At 71.2% G+C, this 19529-nt stretch carries 19 protein-coding genes and 1 tRNA gene; 2 read left to right on the forward strand and 18 right to left on the reverse strand.

The window, feature by feature from the left end; translation table 11 throughout:
- Positions 1–22: 22 nt before the first annotated feature.
- The 3 genes from NBY69_RS05535 to NBY69_RS05545 all read right to left on the reverse strand — a co-directional run bounded on the left by NBY69_RS05535 (position 23) and on the right by NBY69_RS05545 (position 3486).
- The gene (locus tag NBY69_RS05535) at positions 23–622 is read right to left on the reverse strand and encodes a lytic polysaccharide monooxygenase (RefSeq protein ID WP_250298608.1); all 600 of its coding nucleotides are present in this window, start codon (positions 620–622) and stop codon (positions 23–25) included.
- A gap of 252 nt (positions 623–874) precedes the next feature.
- Positions 875–2176, reverse strand: coding sequence for an SPFH domain-containing protein (locus NBY69_RS05540; protein ID WP_308409467.1), 1302 nt, complete (start codon positions 2174–2176; stop codon positions 875–877).
- Entirely contained in the window at positions 2173–3486 is a 1314-nt protein-coding gene (locus tag NBY69_RS05545; RefSeq protein WP_250298662.1) for a peptidoglycan-binding protein, read from the reverse strand. Before NBY69_RS05545 ends, NBY69_RS05540 begins: the two co-directional genes overlap by 4 nt.
- 174 nt (positions 3487–3660) lie before the next feature.
- Here NBY69_RS05545 and NBY69_RS05550 point away from each other — a divergent pair.
- Positions 3661–3734, forward strand: a tRNA-Lys gene (locus NBY69_RS05550).
- Positions 3735–4078: 344 nt separating this feature from the next.
- On the opposite strand, the gene NBY69_RS05555 is transcribed toward NBY69_RS05550, so the two are convergent.
- From NBY69_RS05555 to NBY69_RS05610, 12 genes are all read right to left on the reverse strand, one after another.
- Positions 4079–4747 carry a class F sortase gene (locus NBY69_RS05555; RefSeq protein ID WP_250298609.1) on the reverse strand — a complete coding sequence of 223 codons (669 nt, stop codon included), beginning with the start codon at positions 4745–4747 and terminating at the stop codon, positions 4079–4081.
- Between the two features lie 2 nt (positions 4748–4749).
- Positions 4750–5295: a hypothetical protein gene (locus tag NBY69_RS05560; protein ID WP_250298610.1), complete on the reverse strand. Its 546-nt coding sequence runs from the start codon at positions 5293–5295 to the stop codon at positions 4750–4752.
- 138 nt (positions 5296–5433) lie between these two features.
- On the reverse strand, positions 5434–6213 hold the full coding sequence (locus tag NBY69_RS05565) for an HAD-IIA family hydrolase (protein ID WP_250298611.1): 780 nt from the start codon (positions 6211–6213) through the stop codon (positions 5434–5436).
- 240 nt (positions 6214–6453) lie between these two features.
- On the reverse strand, positions 6454–7944 hold the full coding sequence (locus tag NBY69_RS05570; RefSeq protein ID WP_250298612.1) for an alkaline phosphatase family protein: 1491 nt from the start codon (positions 7942–7944) through the stop codon (positions 6454–6456).
- A 256-nt stretch (positions 7945–8200) separates the two neighbouring features.
- Positions 8201–9259: a 2-aminoethylphosphonate ABC transporter substrate-binding protein gene (locus tag NBY69_RS05575; protein ID WP_250298613.1), complete on the reverse strand. Its 1059-nt coding sequence runs from the start codon at positions 9257–9259 to the stop codon at positions 8201–8203.
- A 42-nt stretch (positions 9260–9301) separates the two neighbouring features.
- Positions 9302–10099: an ABC transporter permease gene (locus tag NBY69_RS05580; RefSeq protein WP_250298614.1), complete on the reverse strand. Its 798-nt coding sequence runs from the start codon at positions 10097–10099 to the stop codon at positions 9302–9304.
- On the reverse strand, positions 10086–10982 hold the full coding sequence (locus NBY69_RS05585; protein ID WP_250298615.1) for a 2-aminoethylphosphonate ABC transporter permease subunit: 897 nt from the start codon (positions 10980–10982) through the stop codon (positions 10086–10088). The genes NBY69_RS05580 and NBY69_RS05585 overlap by 14 nt, the downstream gene beginning before the upstream one ends.
- The gene (locus NBY69_RS05590; RefSeq protein ID WP_250298616.1) at positions 10975–12105 is read right to left on the reverse strand and encodes an ABC transporter ATP-binding protein; all 1131 of its coding nucleotides are present in this window, start codon (positions 12103–12105) and stop codon (positions 10975–10977) included. The genes NBY69_RS05585 and NBY69_RS05590 overlap by 8 nt, the downstream gene beginning before the upstream one ends.
- On the reverse strand, positions 12102–12794 hold the full coding sequence (locus tag NBY69_RS05595) for a phosphonatase-like hydrolase (protein ID WP_266643030.1): 693 nt from the start codon (positions 12792–12794) through the stop codon (positions 12102–12104). Before NBY69_RS05595 ends, NBY69_RS05590 begins: the two co-directional genes overlap by 4 nt.
- Entirely contained in the window at positions 12791–13912 is a 1122-nt protein-coding gene (locus tag NBY69_RS05600) for a TIGR03364 family FAD-dependent oxidoreductase (protein ID WP_250298617.1), read from the reverse strand. Before NBY69_RS05600 ends, NBY69_RS05595 begins: the two co-directional genes overlap by 4 nt.
- A gap of 128 nt (positions 13913–14040) precedes the next feature.
- Positions 14041–14802 carry a GntR family transcriptional regulator gene (locus NBY69_RS05605; protein ID WP_250298618.1) on the reverse strand — a complete coding sequence of 254 codons (762 nt, stop codon included), beginning with the start codon at positions 14800–14802 and terminating at the stop codon, positions 14041–14043.
- Between the two features lie 139 nt (positions 14803–14941).
- The gene (locus NBY69_RS05610; protein ID WP_250298619.1) at positions 14942–16009 is read right to left on the reverse strand and encodes a hypothetical protein; all 1068 of its coding nucleotides are present in this window, start codon (positions 16007–16009) and stop codon (positions 14942–14944) included.
- A 212-nt stretch (positions 16010–16221) separates the two neighbouring features.
- Here NBY69_RS05610 and NBY69_RS05615 point away from each other — a divergent pair, with 212 nt between their 5' ends.
- A complete protein-coding gene (locus NBY69_RS05615; RefSeq protein WP_250298620.1) occupies positions 16222–17295 on the forward strand; it encodes a Gfo/Idh/MocA family oxidoreductase in 1074 nt (357 codons plus the stop codon).
- Positions 17296–17361: 66 nt separating this feature from the next.
- On the opposite strand, the gene NBY69_RS05620 is transcribed toward NBY69_RS05615, so the two are convergent.
- From NBY69_RS05620 to NBY69_RS05630, 3 genes are all read right to left on the reverse strand, one after another.
- Positions 17362–18222 carry a fumarylacetoacetate hydrolase family protein gene (locus tag NBY69_RS05620; protein WP_250298621.1) on the reverse strand — a complete coding sequence of 287 codons (861 nt, stop codon included), beginning with the start codon at positions 18220–18222 and terminating at the stop codon, positions 17362–17364.
- Between the two features lie 123 nt (positions 18223–18345).
- Positions 18346–19107, reverse strand: coding sequence for a YidC/Oxa1 family membrane protein insertase (locus tag NBY69_RS05625; protein WP_250298622.1), 762 nt, complete (start codon positions 19105–19107; stop codon positions 18346–18348).
- Between the two features lie 96 nt (positions 19108–19203).
- Positions 19204–19521 carry a DUF6412 domain-containing protein gene (locus NBY69_RS05630; protein ID WP_250298623.1) on the reverse strand — a complete coding sequence of 106 codons (318 nt, stop codon included), beginning with the start codon at positions 19519–19521 and terminating at the stop codon, positions 19204–19206.
- Positions 19522–19529 lie beyond the last annotated feature (8 nt).

Raw genomic sequence — 19529 nt, forward strand, 5'->3', positions numbered from 1 at the left:
CGGCCCGGTCAGCGGCGGCCGGTCAGAAGTTGACGTCCGAGCACGCGTAGAACGCGTTGCCCGTGTCCGCGATGTTCCACACGGCCAGAATCACGTGGTGCCCGGTCTTCTGGGTGGGGATCGTGCCCTGCTGCTCGACGGTGCCGGGCGGCTGCCGGTTGCCGTACGGGACCGTCATGAAGGGCTGCGGGTCGAGGTCCGCCCTGGTCAGCGGCTTCGAGTCGTCCCAGCCGTTCTTGGTGATGAAGTACTCGAAGTCGGTCGTGGCGTGCCGGGCGGTGAACTGCCAGCGGAAGGTGTACCCCTGACCGCCCGTCAGCTGTGTGGTGGGCCACGCGTTCCCGTTCGGGGCCTTCGCGCCGTCCAGCTCACCGAAGGTGTCGTGCTGGCCGGAACAGATCTTGCCGTCGGCGGGCCCGGCACCGGGGAAGCCCTTGGGGCCCTCGACGCTCTGCGGTTCGTACTGGATGGCACCGCAGTTGGTGACCGTGCCGTTGGCGCAGAGCTTCTGCCGGCTGATGGGCTGGTCGGTGTATCCGTGGCTGCTGGCGCTGCCGGTGGCGAGCAGGGAGACACCCGCGACCGCAAGGCCGACCACGGCCGCACCTAGTTTCTTGCGCATGCTGCACTCCTGTAAGACGTGGGGGAGTTCGATGTGCCGGGCTGCGGTCTAGACCAAGGCCCAGAGTATGGATGACAGTTCGCCGTGTCCATATCAATCACAGGTCTGCACCAATTCGGGTGCTCACATCGGACCCCCTTCACGTCGGACAGCACCTTCACGTCGGACAGCACCTTCACGTCGGACGGCACCTTCACGCCAGGAAGCACCTTCACGCCAGGAAGCACCTTCACGCCAGGAAGCACCTTCGCGTCAGGAGGCGCCGCCGCGCCCCGCGTAGAAGGCGACCGTCAGATCCTTGACGAGTGCGTTGCGCTCGTACGCGTCCAGATCGACGAGCCCGCGGGTGGTCAGCCGCGTCACCGTGTCGTCCACGGCGTCGACCACCGCGGTCAGTACGCCGTCGCGGTGCCGTGCGTCGATCGCCTCGATCCGGCGCAGCCGCATCGCACCGGCCACCTCGGGCGCGTAGTCGATCCTGGTCGGCCGGGCCGAGAACACCTCGATGCCGACCGCCGCCGTCTCCGCCCTCAGCACCCCGGTCAGCGCGTCACCGACCGCCTCCGCATCACGCAGCGTCGGCGCGTCCTGGTGGAACGCGTCGGCGGGCAGCTGCGAGAGCACCTGTACCGTCGCCGCCTCCACCAGTTCGCACAGATACGCCTCGTGATCCTGGACGGCGTACGTGGCCCGCGCCGTGTCCTCGACCTGCCACACCACGAGCACGACGGCCCGCAGCGCGGTGCCGTCCGCGTCCACCACCGGCATCGGCTCGCTGCGCCAGTGCCGCAGCCGTACGTCGACCGGCCGCCGCAGCAGCAGCGGGCTGGTCCACATCAGCCCGGTCCGCCGCACGCTCCCCCGGTAGGCACCGAAGAGCGAGAGCACCTGGGCCTGCCCGACCCGTCCGCGCCCGAGCCCGCCGAGGGCCAGCAGCACCAGCGCCGCGAGCAGGAACAGGACCGCGCCCGTGGCGGGGCCCATTCCGTCGTACGGAACCGGGTCCCCCGGCAGCAGGGCGGTCAACGGCTCGGGGACCGCTCCGGACCGCCACAGCAGCACCACGATCAGGGCGAGCGCGACGGCCCCGCCGAGCAGCGCGACCGAGCCCGGCAGCGCGGGCCCGTCCCGCTCCGAGAGATGAGGGTCGACGGGCGGCGCGGGCCTGGCCGGGGCCTCGCCGCGTACCTCCGTACGGGGCGCCCACGGCTTCCCGGCCGCCCGGCTCGCCGTCGCACCCTGCGCCGCACGCCTGGGCACGCCGGTCGCCGGCACGTCCCCCGGTTCCCTCTCGCCTCCCTCGTCTCCCGCACCTCTCCCGTCCTGCTCGTACCTCTCGCCCCTCTCGGGGAGGTCGTCGTCGCGGAACAGCAGATGGACCGGGATCTCGATCGTCGACTCGTTCATGATGACGGCCGTCCTGCGCATCGACAGCTGCTCCGCCCCAGCCGCCGACTCCTGAGTCATCTGCGCCTGGTTCAGCGGCACTTGATCCTCCGCCGGGTCCGCCGGGGAGCCGGTCGCCGCCCCGGGCACCGCTGTGGTCTCGGTCATCCGAACAGTCGCCTCCATGTCTCGGGGCCGGGGTATCCGTCGGCCGTACTGCCGGTCCATCCCTGGGCCCGCTGGAACGCTTCGACGTTGCGCCGGTCGGCCTCGGTCCACTGCGGCCCGGGGCCCGAGGTGTAGTACGTGCCGAAGCCCTTCTTCACCAGCTGCTCTCCGAGCTGCTGCACCTGCGCGTTGCTCTGCCCCGGCCTGAAGTACCGCGCTCCCGGATAGCCGGTGCCGGTCGCGCCGGTCGCGCCGGTCGCGCCGGACGTGGTGGTCGCACCGGACGTGCCGGTCGCACCCGACGTGGTGGTCGCGCCCGACGGAACGGCCGAAGGGCTGCCGCCGGTCGGTGCGCCCGGGATGTTCCTGCCGCCGCCCTTCACCAGCAGGTTCCAGGTGGCGGGCCCCGGCACCCCGTCCGCCTCGGCGCCGCTCCAGCCCTGCGCACGCTGGAAGGCCCGGGTCGCCTGCCGGTCGGCCTCGCCCCAGCTCGGGTCGGGGCCCGTCCGGTAGAACCGGCTCCCGCCGTGTGCGACGAGCATCCGGCCGAGCCGGGTGACGTGCGCGCTCTTCGCCCCCTTGCCGAAGGACTTCGCGCCGGGATAGCCGGTGGCAGCGGAGGCCGGGCCACCGGCACCGGCCGTCAGCCCCTTGTAGCGGTAGGGGACGAAGTGGCTGGAGTTGGTCCAGTACGCGTACGGGGTGGGCTGGGCGCGTGCGTGCGGCGGGGTCTCCTCGTACGCCAGGTACGAGGTGTGCGCGCTGTTCGTCCAGCCGCCGAAGATGGTGACGTGCGAGCCCTTGGTGGGATTCGCCGGGTTGTGGAAGAGCAGGATGTCACCGGGCTGCAGCTCACTGGGGTCTATCCGCACCCCGTACTCCGCGATGCTTCCCGTCCACTCGCTGCCGTCCAGCCCCCAGGCCATCGAGACATAGCCCGAGCAGTCCTGCCGGTACCCGTCCGACCAGTTCTTGTTCATGTCGTACGGGACTGCCGACGACACCCACTTCTCCGCGCGGTCGATGATCGCCGCCCTGGTGGTGGCGGGCAGCTTCAGCGCCCTGGCCGGTGCGGTGGGTACCCCCTGGGGCCCGCCTCCCGGATCCTCGGCCGCCGCTGTCGCCGCCCCTGTGCCGAGTACCACTCCGGCGGCGGTGGCGAGGACGAGTGCCCGGCGCACACCGTGTGCCGCGGGGTGTCCGCCGTCCCTGCGGGACAGGGTGCGGAGGGCCGGGCGGCGCCGGGCGGCGCATCCCGTACATCCGCAGTCGCTCGCAGGTTCGTACTCCTCGAAGACCGGAACCGTCATACGTGTCCCCTCCGCGTTCAGGAAGATCTGCTGCCGCATCTGCACAGTCGTCACCTTCTCAACTGTCCGGGCACATCGCATTTTGACGGTTGAAATGGGGAGAAAACGAACATATGACCCGTCGTGAGGTTCTGAGCACCTCTCCGGGTCCGGTAAAGTTCTCCAGGTCAGCAGGCGCCGCTAGCTCAGTTGGTTAGAGCAGCTGACTCTTAATCAGCGGGTCCGGGGTTCGAGTCCCTGGCGGCGCACGCGATACCGAAGCCCCGCACCTCACGGTGCGGGGCTTCGGTCGTACGGGAGGCGGCCCGGGGGCCGATTCCCTGAACGTGATCCACCGCAACACCGCCCGGATGCAAGGCAGTTGGCGCCGCCCGCGCGCCTTCCGGGCCTACGGCTTCCTCCCCCTCACGGTTCGCGTCACGGTTCGCGTCCGGACGTTCAGCCATCCGGCACCGACGGCACGCACCACGCCGGTGAGCACACGGACGGACACCATGCGTGACCACTCCCCGGGGCAGCCACCCGCGCATGTGGAGAGGCGCCCGGCAGTCTGCCGGGCGCCTCTCCACATGTGCGATGTCCAGCCCTCGGCTCACCCCTTGGGCACGCCCGTGAGGTAGGCGGAGACGACCACATTCGCGGTGTACGCCTGCGCCGTACGGTCGAACGAGCCGCCGCAGGTGATCAGCCTCAGCTCGGCGCGGCCGTGCTCGCGCGGCCCGTACGCCTTCTTCGCGTCGAAGTGGCTGCGCTGGAAGACCTGGACGTCGTCGACGGTGTACTCGGTGATCGAGCCGTCGGTGGCCGTCACGCGGACCTTCTCCCCCGGGCGGACCGCGCTCAGGCTGTAGAAGACGGCCTTCCGGGTGTCGGTGTCGACGTGGCCGACCAGCAGAGCGGCACCGACGGCACCCGGGCGGGTACCGCCGTCGAACCAGCCGACGGTGTTCGGGGTGGCGAACGACGGCGGATCGACGGCCCCGTGACCGTCGAGCCCCCGGGGGACGATCGGGGCGGCGATGCCCACCGAGGGAATCTCCACCCGCCGCGGCTCCGCGCCCTTGAGGGGATCGTGGGCGGGGGGCAGCCGGACACCCAGCGGGCGGCCGACCGCGGCGACGTCACCGGTCTTCGGCCCCGAGCTGAGCTCCGGTCCGTTGGTGATCTGACGGCCCCAGAGCCAGAGCCCGAGCAGCAGCACGGCCCAGGCCACACCGGTCAGGAACCGGCCCGCCCCCGGCGAAGAGCTCCCGGACGCCATGATCAGGCGTTGTTGCGCCGACGGCGGACGCTACGGCCGGCCACCGCTACGGCGGCGATCCCGGCGAGCACCAGGCCGACGAGGGTGTGCCGCGTTCCGGGGGCGTCCTCCTGGGCGGCGACCGTGGCGGTCGCACCGCCACCCGCGTGCACGGGCGCGGTGGGCGTGGTGATGGGCATGGGCCGGTGGCCGTCCTGGTTCTGCCGTACGACGGTGATCCGGCCGGTGACGACGCTGCCCTTGCATTTGACCTGGACGGTGTAGTCCCTGGACTCGGCGTCGGCGCGGATCCTCGCCTCGGCGTACATGGCGCCTTTGTCGGCGGCGGGTGCGAATTCGGCCCGTGAGTCGAAGGCGTCCGAGGTGCCGAAGGGCTTGCCGCTGCCGCACCGCACTCTGAGGTCCACCTCCTCGCCGGGAGCGATGACGGAAGGGCTGACCGTGACCGTTCCTGAGGACCCCTCGCCCGGTGCGGCGATGGCGGTCGCGGGCAGCAGGGCAGCCGCAGCCGCCGTGGCGGCACAGAGAGTGATGGATATCAAACGCATGGTGAACCTCCTGTTCGAAGGTTCACGTCTCCGGGCCCGCCCCGCATCCCGGGCGATCCGTACGGGCGTGCGACCGGGGGTCCGGCCGGTGGCCCGTACGGCTGCGCGCGCGGCGTTCCGTACGGGCCGGTGACCGGGTCAGATCCGGTCGACCAGGTCGGCAATCGAGTTAACGACGGTGGTCGGCCGGTACGGGTAGCGGTCGATGTCGCCCTTCGCGGTCAGGCCGGTGAGCACCAGGAAGGTCTCCATCCCGGCCTCCAGTCCCGCGAGTACGTCCGTGTCCATCCGGTCACCGATCATGGCGGAGGTCTCGGAGTGGGCGCCGATGGCGTTGAGTCCGGTCCGCATCATCAGCGGGTTCGGCTTGCCGACGAAGTACGGGTCCTTGCCGGTGGCCTTGGTGATGAGCGCGGCGACGGACCCGGTGGCGGGCAGCGCGCCCTCGGGCGACGGGCCGGTGTTGTCGGGGTTGGTGGCGATGAACCGCGCCCCGTTGTTGATCAGGCGGATCGCCTTCGTCAACGCCTCGAACGAGTAGGTCCGGGTCTCGCCCAGGATCACGAAGTCGGGGTCGGAGTCCGTGAGGACGTAACCGGCTTCGTGCAGCGCCGTGGTCAGCCCGGCCTCACCGATGACGTAGGCGGTACCGCCGGGGTGCTGGTTGTCCAGGAACTTGGCGGTCGCCAGGGCGGAGGTCCAGATGTTCTCGACGGGGACTTCGAGACCGATGCGCTTCAGCCGGACGTGCAGGTCCCGGGCCGTGTAGATCGAGTTGTTGGTCAGCACCAGGAAGGGGCGGCCGGCCTCCCGAAGACGCTCGATGAAGGCGTCGGCTCCCGGAACGGGGACGCCCTCGTGCATCAGCACGCCGTCCATGTCGGTGAGCCACGATTCGATGGGCTTGCGCTCTGTCATGAGTTCGGACTCCTGGCGACTGGCGACTCGGCGGGGCGATCACCCGGTGCCGCCGACGGGGCGGAGGCTCCGGGATCACCATCTTATTCATTCCTTCACACCGGCTCCGTCGCCAGAGTGGGGAAGGAGACCGCTCCTTGATACGGCGCGGCAGCTGCCCGCCTGCGCGGAGGGGCACGCGGCGGGCAGCCACCGGACCATCGGCGATCCCGGGCCGTGCGGTCGCCGTGCGGTCTCGGACTAGGTGGTGATCTTGACCCCGTCGACGGTCCAGAACCAGTTGTTGCCGCCCGTGTAGCGGAACCGCACCTGCGCGGTGGAGACGCCGCGCGGCACCTGGAGCGTGAGGGTCTCGGTGCGGGACGAGGTGTCGGTGGTGTACGTCTTCACGCTCACCGGGGTCCCGCCGCCGTAGCTGACCAGCACCTCGCCCTGCTGCGGGGCCTCCTGGCGGTAGTACGTCGTGTACGTGAGGGTCGCCGTGCGCCCGCCCGTGACCCGGAAGGCCGGGCTGATCAGGGTCGAGTCGAAGGTGCCCGTGAAGGTCTTGTCGGACCACTCGTCCCCGTCGGCGACCGCGAAGACGCCCCGGGCCCGCACGTTGGACTCGCGCTGCTGGTCGCGCTCGGCGGCGGTCCAGAACTCGTCGGTGGTGAAGGACCAGCCGCGCCATTCGGTGACGCCGCCGGTGCCCATCGCGCTGTTGTCGATGGACCAGCCGGGCGGCGGGGTGTGGGTGAAGCCGATGACACCGGCGCCGATGCCGGTCTCGTCGACCGGGCCCTGGAGTTGGGGGCGCAGCGCGTCGAAGGCGTCGTCGCCGGGCTGCTGGAGGGGGCGGCCGTCGAGGTCCCAGGCCGGGTCGACGGCGATGCCGAGGTGGGCGAGCGCGGAGGCCGCGACGTCCGGCATCCTGATGTCGTAGCGGACCGAACCGGCGCTGATCCCGGGCCCGTCGGCGATCAGGAAGGTCTGCCGTTCCTGCCAGCTGGAGCCGCCGTGGCCGCCGGGGTCGGTGTGGCCGTGGTCGGCGGTGACCATGATCAGCCAGTCCTCGGAGCCGTAGCTCTTACGGGACTTGACCGCTGCGACGAACTGTCCGACGGAGTCGTCCACGGCGTGGATCGCGTCGAGGTACTGCTGGCTGGCGGCGCCGTGCTCGTGGCCCGCCTCGTCCACGCCGTCGAGCTGGACGAAGAGCGCGTCGGAGTCACCGGTGGCGAGCTGGGTGACGAGGCGGGAGGTGGTCCCGGTGTCGTACTCGGCGCTGGGGGTGTTGACCCGGGTGTCCACCTTCGAGGAGAAGACGGTGGTGGTGATCGGGTTCCAGGAGGCGATGGCGTACGTGTTCAGCGTGGGCTTCACCGTCTCGATCCGGGTCATGAAGTCCGGGTACTGGGCGAAGTTCTGGCCGGTGAAGTTGTTGTCCATCACGTGGTGCTTGTCCGGCCAGACACCCGTGATGATCGTCGACCAGCCGGGGCCGGAGAGCGTGGGGGCGAACGGGTTGGCGTACAGCGGGCTGGCGGCGGTGAGACCGGCGGCCATCAGGGCGCCGAGGTGCGGTGCGTCGGCGACCTTGATCTTGCTGAGCAGGGTGCCGTCCAGGCCTATGACCAGGACCTTCGGTGTCCGGGCTCTCGCCTGCGCGACCGTGGCGAGGGGACCCGCGGCGACGGCGATGGCGGCGGCGCCGACGAGGAGGGAGCGGCGTGACAGCTGCGAGGACACGTAAACCTCCGGTGAGGGACGGGGCAGCTCAACGCCCCTGCCGCAGCAGGGGCGTTGAGCGAGGGACTAGACCCGTTATCTTTTCGCAACAGATCGCTGATCGCCAGGCTTGTGCGGTGAAGTTCTTCCGAACGCCCAGTTGCGGTTCTCACCGGCGCCCGGTCGGGGCTCTTCCCCCGGCGCCCGGTCGGCGCTCTTCCCCCGGCGCCCGGTCGGCACTCTTCCCCTGCGCTCAGCTGTCGGTCTCCCCCGGAGTTCAGCTGTGCGTGGCCGACTTCCAGTCGCTGACGTACGACGTCAGGTTCTTGGAGACGTCGTCCCAGTCCGGCGCGAAGACCTCGACGCCCTTCATCAGAGCGCTGAGCGCGGTCGCGTTGGCGTCGGTCGCCTTGACGTCCTGACGGGCGGAGAAGCCGCCGCCGATCTCGCTGACCTGCTTCTGGGCCTGCTCGGCGAGCATGAAGTCGAGCAGCTTCTTGCCGTTGGCGGAGTGCGGGGCCTTGCTGACCAGACCGGCCGCGTACGGCAGGGCGAAGGTGGTGGGCTTGCCGCCGGCCTTCGCGGGGAACCAGATGCCGAGGTTCGGCATGGTCTTGGACTGGGCGTAGTTCATCTGGACATCGCCGTTGGCGGCCAGGATCTCGCCCTTGTCGACCTTCGGCGCGAGCTTGCCGGTGGAGGCGGACGGGCCGACGTTGTTGGCCTGGAGCTTGCCCAGGTAGGCCATCGCCGCTTCCTTGGAGCCGAAGTCGTGCATGGCCTTGATGACGACGGCGGTGCCGTCGCCCGCGACGCCCGGAGTGGAGTACTGGAGCTTGTTCTTGTACTTCCCGTCGAGCAGTTCGTCCCAGGTGGCGGGGGCCGTCTTCAGCTCCTTCTTGTTGTAGACGAAGCCGAAGAAGTTGTTGACGACCGAGGTCCAGGTGCCGTCGGCGGCCTTGTCGGCGCCGGAGACCTGGTCGGAGCCCTTGGGCGCGTACTTCTGCAGCAGCCCCTTGGAGTCGGCCTGCTGGATGAACGGCGGGAGCGTGACGAGCACGTCGGCCTGGGTGTTGGACTTCTCGCGGACCGCGCGCTGCACGACCTCGCCCGAGCCGCCCTCGACGTACTTGACCTTGATGCCGGTCTGCTTCTCGAAGTCCTTGAAGACCTGGTCGTACCAGCCGTCGTTGTTCTCGCCCTTGAGGCCGTCGGCGCTGTAGACGGTGACGACCTTGGCGTCGGACGCGGCGGAGGAACCACCGCAGGCGGACAGGGAGCCGGCGAGCACCAGGGCTCCGGCGACGGCGGCGATCGGCTTGATGTGGCTGCGCATAACGTGTCGTTTCTCCTGAAAGTCTGGTGAGGTCAGCCCGGGTCAGCGGTAGGAAGCCCGGGTGCGGATGCGGGAGACGGCGAACAGGACCAGCAGGGTCGCCGCCATGAGGACCACGGCGACCGCCGCGCCCGTGAAGAGCGAGCCGCGGTCGGTGGCCGCGAAGATCTGCACGGGGAGCGGTGTCCAGTCGGGCGGGTAGAGCATCATCGTGGCGCTCAACTCCCCCATGGACAGGGCGAAGCAGAGCCCGGCCGCCGCTGTCAGGGACGGCAGCAGCAGGGGCAGCCTGACCCGCCACAGGACGTACGCGGGACGGGCGCCCAGTGATGCCGCCGCCTGCTCGTACACCGGGTCGAGACGCAGGATGGCAGCCGAAACCGACTGGTGGGCGAACGCCGTGACAAGAATGGTGTGCGCCAGGATCACGATCGTGGACGTGCCGTTGAGCAGCACCGGCGGTTTGCTGAACGCCACGAGCACGGCGAGGCCGACGACCACCGATGGCACGGCGACCGGCAGCATGAACAGCGCGTCCATGAACCGCCTTCCGCGCTTCTTCAGTGCGGCCCCGGCGAGCGCCGCCCAGGTCCCCACGGTCAGGGCGAGCAGGCTGGCGCTGACCGCGGTGATCAGGCTGGTGGTGAGCGCCTGGAGGGAGTCGCCGCTGGTGGCCGCCGCGTAGTGGTGCAGGGTCGGGCCCGAGGGGAAGGCACCGGACCAGTTGGTGGCGAACGAGGCCAGCAGGATCACCAGCAGCGGCAGCGCGAACAGCGGCAGGAAGAGCGCGGCGAAGAGGACCCAGGTGGCCCACTTCCCGGTACGGCTATGCACCAGCACGGCGGGCCACCATCCGGTAGAGGGAGTAGAGGCCGACGGAGATCGCCACATTGACGACGGCGACCACACAGGCGGCCGGGTAGTCGGATTCGAGGATCGCCTTGCCGTACACGAGCATCGGCAGGGTCGTGACGCCCTTGGCGCCCGTGAAGAGCACGATGCCGAATTCGTTGAGGCACATCACCAGGACGAGGCTGCCGCCGGCGGCGAGCGCGGGAAGCGCCTCAGGCAGGATGACCCGCCGGACGATCCGGCCCGGTCCGGCGCCCAGCGACGAGGCGACCTCCAGTTGCGCGGTGTCGAGCTGCGAGAAGGCGGCGAGCAGCGGGCGCATCACGAACGGGGTGAAGTAGGTGATCTCCGCGAGGAGGACACCCCAGGGCGTGGTGAGGAACTGGAAGGGGCCGCTGCCCCCGCCGGTGATGTCCGTCCAGACGCCGTTGGCCATGCCGACCGAGCCGTAGATGAAGAGCAGCGCGAGGGTGATCAGGAAGGACGGGAAGGAGAGGAAGACGTCGATGAACCGGGCGACGGCCTTCCCGCCGGGGAAGGGCACGAAGGCAATCACCACGGCGAGCACGAAGCCGAGGACGAGACAGCCGACGGTCGCCCCGACGGCCAGCCAGACGGTGGTGGTCAGTGCCTCGCGGAACGCGTCGGAGGCGAAGACCTGGGTGTACGGGGTGAAGGAGGTGCCGCCCGTGTCCGGGGTGACGGACTGCTGGACGACGAGGGCGAGCGGGTAGAGGAAGACCAGCGCGAGGACGGCGACGGGCGGCAGCGCCCAGATCCAGCGCGGGACCGAACGGGACCTGCCCGGGGCGGTGTCGGTGGGGTCGGTGGGGTCGGTGTCGGCGGCCGGGACCGCGGTCGCGCTAGCCATCCGAGACCCCGGCCATCGCACCGGCCGTACTGCTCGGTGCTTCCGCCGCCCCGGTCGCGCGGCTCGGTGCCCCTGCCGTCACGTCGGCCGACAGGAGTACCGCGTCGTCCGCGGCGAAGTGCAGGGTCACCTCGTCGCCCAGCGCCGGGGTCTCCCGCAGTTCGCGTACGTCCGCCTTGAGGTCGTGGCCGCCCACGTCGACCAGCAGCCGGTGGGTGGAGCCGCGCCACTGGACCTCGGTGATCCTGCCGCGCAGGGCGTTGGGGCCCTCGCCGAGTCCGACCAGGTGGGGGCGGACACACAGGGTGGCGGTGGCTCCGTCGGCCGCGCCGTCCGTGTCGCTCACCGCGAGTTCCGTACCGGCGAAGGAGACTCCCCCGGCGCGGACGGTGACCGGCAGCAGGTTCGCGTTGCCGACGAACGAGGCGGTGAATTCGGTGCGCGGGCGGCGGTAGAGCTCCTGCGGGGTGCCGCAGTCCTGGAGGCGGGCCCGGTCCATCACGGCGATGCGGTCCGCGAGGGTGAGCGCCTCGACCTGGTCGTGGGTGACGTACAGGATCGAGACGTCGGGCAACTCCCGGTGCAGCCGCGCCAGTTCGACGAGCATCCCGGACCTGAGCTGGGCGTCGAGTGCGGAGAGCGGCTCGTCGAGCAGCAGCACGCCGGGCCGGATGGCCAGGGCCCGTGCGATGGCGACGCGCTGCTGCTGGCCGCCGGAGAGTTCGCGCGGGTAGCGCTTGGCGTACGCGGCCATGCCGGTCATGGCGAGGGCTTCCCCGACCCGGGCCGGGATCTCGCCCTTGGCGACCTTCTGGGCCTTGAGCCCGAAGGCGACGTTGTCCTCGACCCGCATGTGCGGGAAGAGCGCGTACTGCTGGACGACCATGCCGATGCCGCGCCGGTGCGGGGGCAGCGCGGTGACGTCGCGGCCCCCGATGAACACCCGCCCGGCGGCCGGCTGGACGAATCCGGCGACGGCGCGCAGGGCGGTGGTCTTGCCGGAGCCCGACGGGCCGAGCAGGGCCATGACCTCGCCCGGCTCGACCGTCAGGTCCAGGGAGTCGAGGACGGTGTTCCCGCCGTACGCGACCGAGACCCCGTCGAAGCGGATACCGCTGGTCATATCTCCACCCGGGCCAGCAGGTCCGGCAGTTCGGCCACGGAACCGAGGACGTGCGTGGCGCCGTTGCTCTCCAGCTGCCCCCGGTCGTGGGCACCGGTCAGCACACCGGCGACGACGCGGGCCCCGGACCGTACGCCGCTGAGCATGTCGTACGAGGTGTCGCCCGCGACCGCGACCTGGTCGACCCCGTCGACGGCGCCGGTCCGCAGGAACGCGGCGAGCACCATGTCCGGGTACGGGCGCCCGCGCCCGCCCGCGTCGGCCGGGCAGAGCGTCAGGTCGGCGAGGTCCTGCCAGCCGAGTGCGGCGAGGATCGCGTCCTGGGTGACCCGGGCGAACCCGGTGCTCAGGACCACGGTCCGGCCCTCGGACCTGAGGCGCTCGACGGCCTCGCGGGCGCCGGGGACCGGGGCGATGTGCCCGGCGGTGACCAGCTCCCCGTACGCCGCCTCGAAGGCGGTGTTGGCCTGCTGGGCCTTCGCCTCGTCCCCGAAGAGGTGCCGGAAGACGGAGATCTTGGACTCGCCCATGGTGGCGCGCACGTAGTCGAGCATCGAGTCCGGCTCGGCGCCCATGCGCTGCGCCGCCGCGGCGAACGCCCGCTCGACGAGACCGCCGTCGGCGACGGTGGTGCCCGCCATGTCGAGCACTACCAGATTGATCGGGTTGTTCACGGTCAACTCACTCACCAGCCCAGGTCGTTCGCGGTCTTCTCGGCTATCGCCGGGGAACAGGTCATGCCACGCCCGCCGGGCCCGGTCACCAGCCAGACGCCGTCGCGCACCTGCTCGCGGTGGACGACGCGGGTGGTGTCGGTGCACTGCGCGTACACCCCGGCCCAGCGGTGACGGATCTTCGGCAGCGGGCGCCCGAGGAAGGACTCGGCGACCCGGGCCACGTGTTCGTACGGCTCCTCGCGGACGTCGAAGGCGAAGGGGTGCTCGTACTCGTGGGTGTCGCCGATGGTCAGCCCGCCGTCCTTGCGCTGCACCATGAGCAGCTGCATCTTGTGCGCGGCGGCGACCGGGTCCTGGGCCTGCGAGGCGTTGAGGGCGTCGAGGGCCTCGGAGGCGTACGCCGGGTAGTAACGGAAGGAGTCCGCGTCGGCGACGGAGGTGGTGAGCCGCTCGCCGAGGGGTTCGGTCTGCATCATCTGCAGGCGCACCCGGCGCACCGGCAGGTCGGGGGCGAGTTCGCGCACCAGCCCGCCGAGCCAGGCGCCCGTGCAGAGCACCACGACGTCGCCGGTGTGCAGGTCGCCGTGGTCGTCGCGCACGGCGTTGCCGCCGACGACCTCGCGCACCTCGCGCCCGCCGAGGAAGGTGTACCTGCCGGACGCCAGCAGGGCCTTCTTCAGCTCCAGCTGGGCGACGCGCGGCTCCACGGCCGCGTCCCGCTCGCACCAGAGCGCGGCTTCGAACTCACCGCGCAGCGCCGGGTTGATCTCCTGGGCCTCGGCCCGGTCGAGCAGCCGGTAGCCACGGGCCGCGGCGTCCGTACGCCGCAGAGCGGCCTCGGCGACGGCCTGTTCGAGGGCGTTGCGGACGGGGGTGAGGGACCCGGTGGCGCGGAAGCCGATACCGGGCACCCGCTCCCCGATCTCCTCCCACAGCACCCGGGCCCGCAGAGCGGTCTCCAGCTCCTCACCGCCGGCCCGGCCACTGACCCACACCTGCCCGAAGTTACGGAGCGACGCGCCCCGGGCCTCGGTCTCGCGCTCGATCTGTACGACCTCGTGGCCGCGTTCCACTGCGTGCCAGGCGTGCATGGTTCCCACCACGCCGGCTCCTACGACTATGACTCTCACGACGGCAACGTTGCTCGGGGGGAATGACCCGCCGCCGTCCTGAAGGCGACCAGCCGGTGAACAGCCCTCCAAGACTGGACTAGACCCGTTATCTCGCCGTTACGTGATCCATCCGGCGCGAGGCGCCGTCAGTGGGATTCGAGCCGCGCCGTGAAGCTGAACCGGTCCCCGCGGTACAGCGTCCGTACACGTTCCAGCGGTCGCCCCTCGGTGTCCCGCGACACGCGGTGGATCAGCAGCATCGGCAGCGCGGGCGGTGTCCCGATGAGCAGCGCCTCGCGCGGGGTCGCGAGGACCGTCTCGATCCGTTCGTCGGCGTTGCCGAAGGCGATGCCGAGCCGGTCGCGGAGGTAGCCGTAGAAGGAGGAGTCGGGCTCGAACTCACTGTCCAGGGACGGGACTCGGGCCACCGAGACATAGGTGCTCTCCAGGCCCATCCGCTCGTCGTCGGCGAGCAGCACCCGCTCCAGGTGCCAGACCGGGTCACCCTGTTCGATCCCGGTCTCGGCGGCCAGCGCCGGGGGGCAGGGGAAGCGGTCGAGGGAGATGAGATGACGTCCCGGGGTGCGGCCCTGCCGGCGTACGCCCTCGGTGTAGCTCGCGAGTGACAGCGGCTGTTCGAGCTTGGGGCCCGCGACGACGGTCCCCCGCCCCTGCCTGCGCAGCCGCCCCTCCAGCAGCAGCTCGCGCAGCGCCTGCCGTACGGTCTCGCGGGCGACCTCGTACCGTACGGCGAGATCGCGTTCGGTGGGCAGTGCCCCACCTTCGCCCAACTCGTCTATGAGCAGCGCGACTTGGGCCTTGACCGCGTAGTACTTGGGGATGCGGCCGTGCTCCGGGATGCCGGAGCGGATCGGTGCGCCAGGTGTCTGGCCGAGCGGGTAGTCCACGGGGGGATGGTCGCAGACGAGGGTGAACAGCGGATGCGCGAACCGTCGGAGCGGGTGCGCGCCGGGTACGGGTCCTGGGGGATATCGTCTGCGCAGCTGGTCCTGGCCTCGGCGCGGCGGCGGGTACGGGCCCTGGGGTCTATCGCCTGCGCTGGATGCGCGGGCGGCGGGATCCCACGACCAGGGCCGCGCCCACCAGCACGCAGGTGATGGCGGCGGTGGCGATGCCGCGCAGCTGGTGGCGGCCGGTCGCGGCGAGCCGGCCGGGGGACTCGGGGGCACTGGGCCAGGGGACGACGGTACGGCCGCCGGTACCTTCACCGGGGTCGGCACTGACGCGGCCCCGCGCGTCCCCGACGTGGGCCCCGCCGGGGACACGCTCGCCGGGGACGTCCACCCGGTCCGGGGTGGCGGCGGAGGCGGCGGGGCTGTCGGGCGCGGCGGGGGTGGCGGCGTCCGGGGTGCTCGCGCGCGGCGGGGTATCGCCGGTGACTCGCGGCGGGGTATCGCCGGTGACTCGCCGCGGGGTGTCGCCGGTGACTCGGGACAGGATGTCGGCGATGGCGAACCGGTAGTCGCCGGACTCGCCGACCCAGTCGCCGTCGTTGCCGTGGCGCTGGATGACGGCAGCGTTGGCGGTGACGTCGTCCAGCGCGGTGCTCCCGGTGAACCCGAGACGCACCTTCACGGAGAAGGTGCGGCCCGCGGGGATGGTGAAGCCGGGGAAGCCGTCGTCGAAGGGGCCCATGTGTTCGTCCTGATCGGTCGTGGTGAAGGACACCGGGCGCCAGCGGTGGGCCACCGGGTCGTGGAAGTCCAGCTTGATCTGACTGTCCTTCAGCATCCGTCCGTGGTCGACGAGGTCGATGACCGGGTGGATGCTGCGGCAGGTCCGGTCGGAGTTGTTGGTCAGCTCGATCGACCAGGTCTCGCGGGCACCGCCCGGCACGTACGTGGTCGGACCGCCGTGGATCCCGGTGTCGATCGGGAAGACGGAGCTGTCCGGTTCGGCGCAGGTGGCCCGCGCGTCCTGCCCGGCCTTCGCGTCCTGTCCTGCCTTCGCGCCCTGCCCGGCCGACGCATCCTGTCCGGCTTTCACGTCCCGTCCGGCCGACGCACCCTGCCCGGCCGGTGGCGCGGCGGCGATCAGGGCGGGGGTGAGGGCGGCCGTGGCCGCTCCGGTGGCGAGGGCGCTGCGCAGTCGCATGGGAGGCCTTTGCTGATCACGTAGGTCCGGGCACCGCACACCGAACCCCACCGCGGCGGGCGGCCCCGGCCCGCCACGACCGCGTACCGCCGAATGCCCTGCCGTTTCCCGCCCGATCAGCCCATTTTCATCCGATCCCATCACGGCATCCGGTCGCATCCCACCACGGCATCCGGTCGCTATTCGGGGCCCGCATTGCTTAAGTAGGCCCCATGACTGCAGCACCGCACCGCGTAGCGCTCGTCGGCTACGGCCTCGCCGGATCCGTCTTCCACGCCCCGCTGATCGCCGCCACCGAAGGCCTGGTCCTCGACACGGTCGTCACGTCGAACGAGGAGCGGCGGGAACAGGCGCGCGCCGAGTTCCCCGACGTCCGTTTCGTGGACGCTCCGGAGGACCTGTGGGCCCGCGCGGACGAACTGGACCTGATCGTGATCGCGTCCCCGAACAAGACGCACGTCCCGATCGCGACCGCCGCTCTGGAGGCCGGTCTGCCGGTCGTCGTGGACAAGCCGATCGCCGGAACGGCCGCCGAGGCCCGGGAGCTCGCCGCGCTCGCCGACGCCCGCGGGCTGCTGCTCTCCGTCTTCCAGAACCGCCGTTGGGACAACGACTTCCTGACTCTGCGCAAGCTGATCGACGACGGCGAACTGGGCACCGTACAGCGCTTCGAGTCACGCTACGAGCGCTGGCGCCCGCAGCTCAAGGGCGGCTGGCGCGAGTCGGGCGACCCGTCGGAGATCGGCGGTCTGCTGTACGACCTGGGCAGCCATGTGGTCGACCAGGCGCTGACGCTCTTCGGCCCGGCGGTACGGGTGTACGCGGAGGCGGACGTACGCCGTCCCGGGGCCCGCGCCGACGACGACACCTTCGTCGCGCTCACCCATGCCAACGGCGTGCGTTCCCATCTCCATGTCTCGGCCACCACCGCCCAGCTCGGCCCGCGTTTCCGGGTGCTCGGTTCCTCGGCCGGATATGTGAAGTACGGGCTCGATCCGCAGGAGGCGGCGCTGCGCGAGGGCAAGCGGCCCGGCACCGCCGCGCGCTGGGGCGAGGAGCCCGAGTCGCAGTGGGGGCGCCTCGGTTCGGGTGAGTCCCCGCTGACCGGCGGCGGTGTCCCCGTACCGACGCTGCCGGGCGACTACCCCGCGTACTACGCCGCCGTCGCCGCGGCCCTGCGGGACGGCGGCAGGCCGCCGGTCACGGCGGGCGAGGCGGCGGCGGCGCTGGACGTGCTCGAAGCCGCGCGCCGTTCCGCGCGCGAGGGGATCGTGGTGGAGCTCTGAGCGCTGCGGATGCGCGTGCCCGGAGCCCACGGGCCGCCCGGCACGCGCGTCCGGAACGGGACGGCCCTACGCGTCCTTGAGAACCTGCCGCTGGCGCCCCAGCCCCTCGATCTCCAGCTCCACGACGTCCCCGGCCCGCAGGTACGGCTTGGGGTCGGGCTGTCCCATCGCCACCCCGGCGGGCGTCCCGGTGTTGATGACATCGCCCGGGTAGAGCGTCATGAACTGGCTCAGGTAGCGGACCACTTCGCCGACCGGGAAGATCTGGTCGGCCGTGGTGCCGTCCTGCTTCAGCTCACCGTTCACCCACAGCTTCAGCGGGAGCGCCTGCGGGTCGGGCACCTCGTCGGCGGTCACCAGCCAGGGGCCGAGGGGGTTGAACGTCTCGCAGTTCTTGCCCTTGTCCCACTGGCCGCCGCGCTCGATCTGGAAGGCCCGCTCGGAGACGTCGTGCGCGACCGCGTACCCGGCGACATGGCCGAGCGCCTCCTCGGCCGAGCCGAGGTAGCGCGCGGTGCGCCCGATGACGACGGCCAGCTCGACCTCCCAGTCGGTCTTCTCGCTCGCCCGCGGGACGAGCACGGTGTCGTCGGGGCCCACCACCGTGTCCGGCGCCTTCATGAACACGATCGGTTCGGCCGGGATGGCGGCGCCCGTCTCCGTGGCGTGGTCGTGGTAGTTCAGCCCGATACAGACGATCTTGCCGATACGGGCCAGCGGCGGACCGGTACGCAGCCCCTCCGCCCCCTCCATCGCGGGCAGCACGCCGGCCGCGGCGGCGGCCCGTATCCGGACGAGCGCGGCATCGTCGGCGAGCAGCTTCCCGTCGATGTCGTCGACCAGCGCGGAGAGGTCACGGAGGGTGCCGTCCTCGTCGAGCAGTGCGGGGCGCTCGGCCCCGGCCGTTCCGACACGCAGCAGCTTCATGGTCGGTCTCCCTACGTTTTCGACTGGCCCGGCCGATGGGGTGCGGCCACCGGGGGGACTGGCTGATCCTCCAATTTCGGGGTCCACTCCGCAAGACCCCGTTCACAACCTGGACTTCTGCGGCTACATCGGGCTGGCCAGCGCCGCGCCGCCGGGCACCGTGCCGCGGTAGAGGAAGGCCCGCTCGACGGCGGTCCAGGTGGTGCTGGTCACGACGTACAGCGCGGCGGCGAGCGGGACGACGCCCACGGTGAAGAGCGTCATGAAGGACATCAGCGGCATCAGCTTCGTCATCGTGCCCATCGCGCCCGCGCCGGGTCCCTCCACGGCGGGGGTGGGGGCGGCGGCCATCATCCGCTTCGTCCGTCCGTAGTTGAACGTGGCCACGACGGCGACGATCACGAAGAGCACCAGATACACGACCCCCTGCTCGCCCAGCATCCCGCCGTGCCCGAACGCGTCCTTGAACCGGCCGCCGAGCGGGCTGCCGAACAGAGTGTGGCCGAGCAGCGCGTTGTCCTTGCCGCCGATCTGCGGGTTGGAGAACAGGTGGTACATCAGGAAGAACGCGGGCATCTGCAGCAGGCTGGGCAGGCAGCCGCCGAGCGGGGAGATGTTCTCCTCCGCGTGCAATTCCATGATCGCCTTCTGCATCTTCTGCGGGTCCTTGGCGTGCTTCTTCCGCAGCTCGGCGATGCGCGGGGCGAGTACGGTGCGGGCCTTCTGCCCACGGGCCGCCGCCCGGGACAGCGGGTGGATGGCGAGCCGTACGCAGGCGGTGAAGAGGATGATCGCGGCGGCGGTCGCGGAGTCGTGGAAGAGCGGCTGGAGCAGGTCGGCGAGGTGCGTGACCAGGCTGGCGAACACGGCGAAGATCGATGACAAGGGGAACCCTCCGAGGGGTCTCGTCGCAGGCCGGACAGGTGTGATGTCGGCGTGACGGACCACGGAGGAGGGGGGGTCGTGCGAGTGGAGCGAGTCCTACGCGGCCGTCGCGACGAGGCGGCCGGGCGCTCGGGGCCTGGGCCGCCCGGAGGCGTCGGGATCGCGTTGCGGCAGGAAGGCCGTACGCCGCTCGCGGTCGCGGATCGCGGTCCGGATCCGGGTGCGCGGCACCGCGGGCACATTGCGCGAGGAGACCAGCGCGCAGGCGGCCAGCGCGGATCCGACCGCGGCGGTGGCGGCGAGCGCGACGGCGGAGGAGAGGGTGCCGCCCTCGGCGAGGAGCACTTCCGCGAGGAGGAAGAGCAGCACCGCGAGGGCCGGGCGGGACAGCCGGACGAGGCGTCGGCCGGGCATGGCTTCCC

The sequence above is a fragment of the Streptomyces sp. A 4/2 genome, assembly GCF_940670765.1.
Taxonomy (GTDB): domain Bacteria; phylum Actinomycetota; class Actinomycetes; order Streptomycetales; family Streptomycetaceae; genus Streptomyces.